Raw genomic sequence first — 5,065 nt, 5'->3', positions numbered from 1 at the left:
CCGCGAGCCGGCGGGTGGTGGAAAAGCTCGGGTTCCGCGAGGAGGGGTTCCACCGGCGCTATCTGGCGATCGGCGGGGCTTACCGGGACCACATCAGCTACGCCATCACCATGGAGGACGCTCCGGAAGGGCTGCTGAACCGCTGGCACAGCGTCCGCACGCCAGATAGCTGAGATCAACAGCGCCTACCCGACATTAACTGAGAGTAGTCAAACATCTACTTTCAGATGTGACGTCGGCCACACGTAGGGATGGTTGTCGTGGTTTGTCTGTCCGTTAAGATCCTTTTGTGCTGCGTGAGTCGCCGTTTCGTGATGTTGGTCGGCCCGGTTGGCTTTTCTCGACCTCAATTCAGTTACTAAGCGTGAACGTGATGTGGGCTGCGATGCCGCGACACGCGCTCTTCGGGTCGGTGACCGGACGGTATTCGCTCACTAGCGTTCCTCGAAGCGCCTGAGGATAGAGGCGTCGCGCCGCCGGGCGTCCCTATCCTCCCCGGCGCGAACGCCCATGATCGGGCCGCCGGAGCCCCTCGTTTTCGGCGCGGTCGACATGCGGGGTCCGGGTCCGCCAACGTCATCTTCGATATCCGAGTCGGCAGGAAGGCCACCGTCCATGGTCAACTCGCCTGTACGGCAGTCCGCGCCGCCTGAGGCTCGTACGGACGCTTCGTGGTTCGCGGTCCGATGCCGTCTTCCGGACACGCGGTCATGAGCGCGCTGATCTGGCTCGCGATCGTCGCGGTCTGGGGTTTCGTGCTTATCCCGATGTGGGTGAGGCATCATGACAGCACGCTGGAACAGCGATCGGCGGAACGTTTCACTACGGCGATGCGCGTCCTGTCACGCCGAGGGGCGTCGCGGCTGGACAGGGAGTTCGCGATGCGGCCGGCTGCTTCTTCTGGTCCGGGTGACGATGATCCGGACGACGGTGAGCCGATTCGGATGGCCGAGCAGGCTCGGCCCCCCACGTCGGCTCGACCCCTCACGTCGGCGCGGCCCCCCACATCGGTGCGGGTCACGCACGGGCCTGGTGGGAGCCCCGGCGGGCAGTGGCGTGGTGTTCCCGTGGCACGTCCGCCCGCTTCCCCGACCCGTCCGCATGCCGCCGCTGGCACGAACACCGACCGGCGGGCTCTGATTCGGCTGCGCAGGCGGCGGCTGTTCGTCCTGCTGGCCGTGATTCCGGTGACCGCGTTGCTCGCCGGGCTGCTGGGCGGCGTGTGGATCGCCATCCAGATCCTGGCGGACGCGGCTGTTGTCGGCTATGTCGCGCACCTGCGCAGGACGGCCCAGGCCGAGCGGCGGCTGCGCGCCTCCCGCTTCGCGCTGGACCGGCGGATCGCCGCCGAGCGCGNCGCATCGCCGCCGAGCGCGCCGTCCGGTACGGCTACCGGATGCCCGGCCCGGGTGCCGCTGGCACCGGCCTTGGTGGTGACGCGGGCGGTAGCGCAGCCGGGCCCTGGGCGTCTGATAGCGAACCGTTCCGGCTGTCCGACCCGGCCGCGGGTCCCCATGGCGCGCCCGCCGGCCGCGGCGTCTCCGAAGACGATCTTGCGGTGGCGAACGCACAGACGGTGGATCTTTCGCGGGTCGCCGCTGCCGCCGCCCGGACCATGGCGGCCGGTGGCTTCCCACGAGGACAGGTCCTTGAGGGCACCGTCATCGACGGCACGGCTGTTGACAGGTTCACTGTCGACAGGTCCGTGATCGACGGTCCGGCCGCTGGTGGCACGGCCCACGGCCAGGCTGCGGACGATCCCGCCCGGCGCCGGACGGCCACCGCGCAAGTCGCCGCAGCTGACGCCGCCAGCGATCCGGAGTACGCACACGCCGGCCCCGACGACGTCGAGTTCGCCGCGGAGGCCGCCGGGAACGCCGATGCCGACGGCTCCGCGGATGCCGCTGAGGCGGATGGCGCCCAGGACCCCGGGCAGACGCCCGGGTCGGCGGGCGCTGCCCGGCCGGCTGCCCGGACAGCTGGCCGTCCGAACACCTCCAGGCCGGGCCGGGTGCAGGTCAACCCACCGGGGACACATGGCGGGCTGACCGCTGGCCCGACAGCGACATCGGTACCCGGCTCGCAGCAGCCCGCGTCGGGCAGCGACGATCCGGGCGAGGCCGACGAACTGTTGCGCAGGCACGCGGTCGGAAGCTGACCGGCTGGCTACCGCGGCATCCCCACGAACGCTGCGGCCCCGCTGTCCGGGTAGCCGTTGAGACGGCCGTGAGGGTGCGGCCACTGATGGTTGCGCGATCGGCGGATACCCTCAAGCACCGGACACCCTCGTGCCGGGTATCCGGTGAGCAGCGGGTATCCGGTGAGCAGCGGGTATCCGGTGAGCAGTGGGCAGCCGGTGAGCAGATGGAAGAGTCATGACCGATCGGGACCGTGGCAGGTCGTCGATGATCGTTGTCTTCGGCGGTGTGCAGATCGACAGCCGTGCCACCAACCCGCCGCGGTTTCGTGAGCGTGACGTTCCCGACGTCGAACGTCGGACCGCTGACGCGCTTGGCGCACTGCGTCCACGGCTGCTGGTCGGCGCGGCGGCGTCCGGAGCCGACCTGGTGGTGCTGGCGGCCGCGCGCTCGAAAGGGCTCCCCGTACGCGTGGTGCTGCCCTTCGACGTGCCCACGTTCAAGCAGACGTCGGTCGAGGACAGGGGACCGCAGTGGTGTCTCCGATACGACCAGCTGATCAGCTCGCTGAAACCGGACGAGCTGGAGATTCTCGACGAGATCAGGGACGCCGGCGTCTACCACCGGACGAACACACGCCTGCTTGAGCGCGCGGCGCGGTTGCGGCAGACCGCTGACGAGGAGATCGTCGCACTGGTGCTGCGCCCGGTCGTCTCACATCGGGCGTCGGTGACCGACGACCTCGTCGACAAGGCCAGGCACGCGGGTCTGCGGGTCGTAGAGGTGCCGACCCTTGGCTGAAGGCCCCCTACCGGGGTCTGTGCCACGACCTGTGCGGCGGGCCGGCCTGCGTCCGGGGGTAAGGCCGCCCGCGGCCGGGCTCGTACCCGCAGGCCGCGGGCCCCGGCGGCCACGCGGCCGGCGGCCCGGTAGGTCGATGGAGCGTTGTCAACCGCGATCGAACTGACCTAGATCATATGGACTCGTGTCGGGGTGCGCTGTGCATAATGGCTCCGTGACCATGTGCGCGCCACAGCTTCCCGAGCTGCCTGCCGGGGCTGCCACGTGCACGAACGCGGGATGCTGTTGTCCGCGCCCTCGCGTGCGCTGACGTCCGCTTTCTTCTCCTGACGTCCATGACCGCCTTTGCGTCACCGGTCATGCACGCGAGGGTCCATTAGTCGGAGAAGTCCAGTTCGTTTCGGGAAATCCTGTTCGTGCCGGTCGCAATTGCCCGATCCGATTGCTGTGGCTGTCCTTGCCCAATGTGCTTCAGCATACGACGCGGTTGCTGAAAGCCGGGCCTGTCGGCAGTACGGACGTCTCTCCGTTACTTGTTCCGCCGCCTGTCATCACCAACGTGAGCGCAAAGGGGCGTCACAGTGAGTAATGGCCACCGCGGTCAGCGGTACAGGACGACGCCGGGCGACCCCGGCCCCCGGGAGCCGACGTTCGAGGAGTGGACCTCGAGCCTGCGGGCCGCCGGGTTCCGGCTGTGCCCTCGTAGCTGCGCCGTACCGGTGGAACTACGCGGACTGCGTCCGGACGGGGTCGGGTTCCATCTACGGTGCCGTGGAGTGCGGGTGGAACTGTTGTTGTTCCGCCCCGGCCGCGCGATGTGGCAACTGCCGTTCTGGGATCCACGGTGGGTCCCAGAAGAAGGCTTGTCGCTCTGGGTAAACTACCCGCTGGACGGCCCCTCATCCGGGCGCTGGCCCTTCGGACATTCGGCTCCCCCTCTTCCGAACACGGATAATGGTACACATACCGGTGGTCCGGCGGGCAACAGTCATATTCCCGACAGCGTCCGCATGGTGTTCGACCGCGAGGACGCACCGGATTTCCGGGTTGTCCTCGACGGCGACCGAGAATACGGCTGGCGCGGCCACGAGGCAGGACTCCTGCGGCCCGCTGCCGCGGCAACGTTCTTCGCCCGGCTGATGTGCGAGGCGGACCCGGCCGCCGGCCCTACCCTGGCCCCGCTGGTACCCAGGGCGCGGAAGGGTGAGGCATCCCCGACACCGGCCGCGGCGGGGCAGGAACTGCTCAGCGGGGGCCGTCCACCACATCCGTCCGGTCTGCTGTAAGCTGCAAGAACTCCAGGGGGTGTAGCTCAGCCTGGTAGAGCGCCTCCCTCGCACGGAGGAGGCCAGGGGTTCGAGTCCCCTCACCTCCACCCCGTCCCACCAGGGCTTTTTGCTCCGGTGTTAGTCGTCGGTCAGGGGCGATGGGCCCTCCGGGTGCACATCCGGGTGCACATCGCCTTCCTGATCATGGCTTTCTGTCGTGTCTTCGTCCTGCTCCACGTCGGTCGTGCCGAGGATGAGCCCGGCCACGGCGCCGGCCGCCGCCGCGTCCATCCCGGGGATCACGTGGCTGTATGCCCGCAGCGTGAACGCCACGTCGGCATGCCCGAGCCGCTCCGACACGATCTTCGGATGGACGCCGGACTTCAGCGCGGCCGTGGCGTAGCTGTGTCGGACGTCGTGCAGGCGGATCACCGGCAGACCGGCCGCGCGGGCATGGCCTTGGAACCAGTCGGTCACCGAGTCCGGGTGGATGTGCGCCCCGTCCGGCCAGCAGAACAGCAGGTCGTTGGTGTGCCCGGTGAGCTCGCGTTCCTGCTCCCACCGGCGGATGTGGACACGCAGCGCGGCGAGGGTCGTCCGGTCCAGCGTTCGTGGACGCTGCCCCGACTCGGTCTTCGTCTCCGACTCCGCGGCCAGGCCGTCGACGACAACGCGCGGGATGGCCGGGACCACCGTGCCGGCCGCCACGTCGACGTCCTGCCGACGCAGCCCGACCGCCTCACCGCGACGCATCCCGGTCGTCACCAGCAGCAGGTACAGCGCGAACAACCGATCCCCGCGGGTGTGCTCGACGAACGCCCGGAGCTGTTCCGGTGTCCACACCGTCGGCGGCCGGCG

Annotated in this window: 5 protein-coding genes and 1 tRNA gene; 5 read left to right on the top strand and 1 reads right to left on the bottom strand. The window is 69.2% G+C overall.

Annotated features, from left to right (window positions below):
- From FrCorBMG51_RS31960 to FrCorBMG51_RS21140, 5 genes are all read left to right on the top strand, one after another.
- A partial coding sequence (locus FrCorBMG51_RS31960; protein ID WP_047224790.1) for a GNAT family N-acetyltransferase occupies positions 1-173 on the top strand: 173 nt, incomplete at its 5' end.
- Positions 174-1,705: 1,532 nt separating this feature from the next.
- Entirely contained in the window at positions 1,706-2,158 is a 453-nt protein-coding gene (locus FrCorBMG51_RS21155; protein WP_047224769.1) for a hypothetical protein, read from the top strand.
- A 217-nt stretch (positions 2,159-2,375) separates the two neighbouring features.
- A complete protein-coding gene (locus tag FrCorBMG51_RS21150) occupies positions 2,376-2,939 on the top strand; it encodes a hypothetical protein (RefSeq protein WP_047224768.1) in 564 nt (187 codons plus the stop codon).
- A 1,010-nt stretch (positions 2,940-3,949) separates the two neighbouring features.
- A complete protein-coding gene (locus FrCorBMG51_RS31955) occupies positions 3,950-4,225 on the top strand; it encodes a hypothetical protein (RefSeq protein ID WP_052914909.1) in 276 nt (91 codons plus the stop codon).
- A 15-nt stretch (positions 4,226-4,240) separates the two neighbouring features.
- Positions 4,241-4,314, top strand: a tRNA-Ala gene (locus FrCorBMG51_RS21140).
- A 31-nt stretch (positions 4,315-4,345) separates the two neighbouring features.
- Here FrCorBMG51_RS21140 and FrCorBMG51_RS21135 read toward each other — a convergent pair.
- Positions 4,346-5,065: tyrosine-type recombinase/integrase (locus tag FrCorBMG51_RS21135; protein ID WP_200902538.1), on the bottom strand; the 720-nt coding region annotated here is incomplete at its 5' end.

It is taken from the genome of Protofrankia coriariae (genome assembly GCF_001017755.1).
GTDB lineage: Bacteria > Actinomycetota > Actinomycetes > Frankiales > Frankiaceae > Protofrankia > Protofrankia coriariae.
This window is presented reverse-complemented; position numbering and strand designations above follow the sequence as displayed.